Source organism: Bacterioplanes sanyensis (assembly GCF_014652515.1).
Classification (GTDB): Bacteria; Pseudomonadota; Gammaproteobacteria; order Pseudomonadales; family Oceanobacteraceae; genus Bacterioplanes; species Bacterioplanes sanyensis.
This window is the reverse complement of the sequence record NZ_BMYY01000031.1, coordinates 1-1,535: the sequence shown is the minus strand read 5'-3', so window position 1 is coordinate 1,535 and position 1,535 is coordinate 1. Positions and strand designations below refer to the sequence as shown.

The window sequence follows — 1,535 nt, the reverse complement described above, 5'->3', positions numbered from 1 at the left end:
CAAGTCATAGCCACTAATACCTGGTGTAAAGCGAATTTCAGGAGGAAAATCTAAATGGGGCCAAGGGTTCACTCTCCAGCTTTCCATCTTATGATCAGGATCATTTAGTTTATAATGACCAATCGCACCACCACTAGAAGCCAAAGAGTAATACTCACCCTCTTTGTACTCATACAAGTACCCTGTCCGGGTATTATACTTAGCCTTTATTGCTCGACGAACTTCGGGTTTCTGACTGGAAGAGAAACCCGCCCCCTGTATATCCATGGCAACTGATTCGCAAGAAATCATAGCTAAGAACAACAAAAAACGATTCATAACACACCTATCTACAGGGAATTTTCAAACTATTATCATCTTCAGCATCTTCTCTGTAATGCCGGTATTTCTTAGGCCCAGATACACCCTCTTCAATAACTGTCGCGCCACTCACCCATTCACTTTCCCCATACACAAAGCACCATTCTTCCCCCGCTCTGATTTCTATCTCAAGGTCATCATCAGTACTGATATCCGCAGCCGCAGTACCGCCCATCCAGACATAGCGCCTTAGGTGACCTGCAAATAAGTCTGCTTGATTACGTACCTCAATGCTGTATTTACAGCTATGGCATACGTAGTCACCGGCATCGTTAGTGTGGTTGCTTTTCGAATTCCTCTGATAAATGTACTGCTTTAACATACGAGGCCATGGATTGTTACGAAAACGCGTTCTGATACCATTGTAAAAACCGATGGCCTTTGCTAAAGCCTCGTAGTCATCTTCACGCACAGTTAATGCTCTGCGAACAAGCGCCTGCGTCGTGTTGTCGATATAGCCACGAAAATCAGCCATCGGATGGTTTGCACCCGTCGGATCTCCAGCGATCGAATTGCCATAGTCCTCCCGCATTCGGTTTGTTCCTGTAAAGGCCAAGTGCATACCACCCCAGCATTGAGCAGTACTGGCCGTCGCCTCGTTATTAGAAGCGGTATGAGCGATAAATGCTTGAAACTGATCGCTGGGATCATAGAAGTTAAGCGCCATATCACTGTGTGCTGCACAAGGGCGAGGCCCGTAGCGACTTGTATACAGAATCTGACTAAAGCTTAAACTGCCGCTTTCATGCATACGAAAAGGGGTCTCTGGATACCCTCCACCCCAGTGAAGCTCGTTTTGCAAGCGGCTGGTTTATTTACCCCAATTGTTAAAGAGCCATGTCCAGCCATCAGCGCAACACATCCGGGTCATTAAGCAGCGGATCGTGCATTTCTGGAATCAATTTGTCCTCTTCCCCTGGGCATTCAGAAAATGATGGAAAGCCTTGCTGCCAGGTCAACTCGTTTTCTCGCAGCCAGCCTTCGATCACTACGTCCAGGGTGATTTGTGGTAAATACTCGCCAGTCACACCGTTTTCAAGACGTTTTTGTGTCGCAAGGTCGCGCTCATAATGCGTCAGACTATTACGGACTTTATTCCAAGCGATGGATTTGGTTTTGTTGTTACTTACAAAGGCTTTCTGCCATTTGACAAGATCTGGGTTACCGTCCTTATC

General features: G+C 46.5%; 3 protein-coding genes. All 3 read right to left on the bottom strand.

The window, feature by feature from the left end:
• The coding region (locus IE090_RS17735; protein WP_189390450.1) for a hypothetical protein at window positions 1-318 on the bottom strand (318 nt) is incomplete at its 3' end.
• Window positions 319-325: 7 nt separating this feature from the next.
• The gene (locus tag IE090_RS17730; protein WP_189390449.1) at window positions 326-1,027 is read right to left on the bottom strand and encodes a hypothetical protein; all 702 of its coding nucleotides are present in this window, start codon (window positions 1,025-1,027) and stop codon (window positions 326-328) included.
• A 181-nt stretch (window positions 1,028-1,208) separates the two neighbouring features.
• Window positions 1,209-1,535: hypothetical protein (locus IE090_RS17725; RefSeq protein ID WP_229815828.1), on the bottom strand; the 327-nt coding region annotated here is incomplete at its 5' end.

Excerpts from the sequence above, each read along its gene's own strand:
- IE090_RS17730 (WP_189390449.1), bottom strand. The coding sequence starts at position 1,027 with ATGGCGCTTAACTTCTATGATCCCAGCGATCAGTTTCAAGCATTTATC.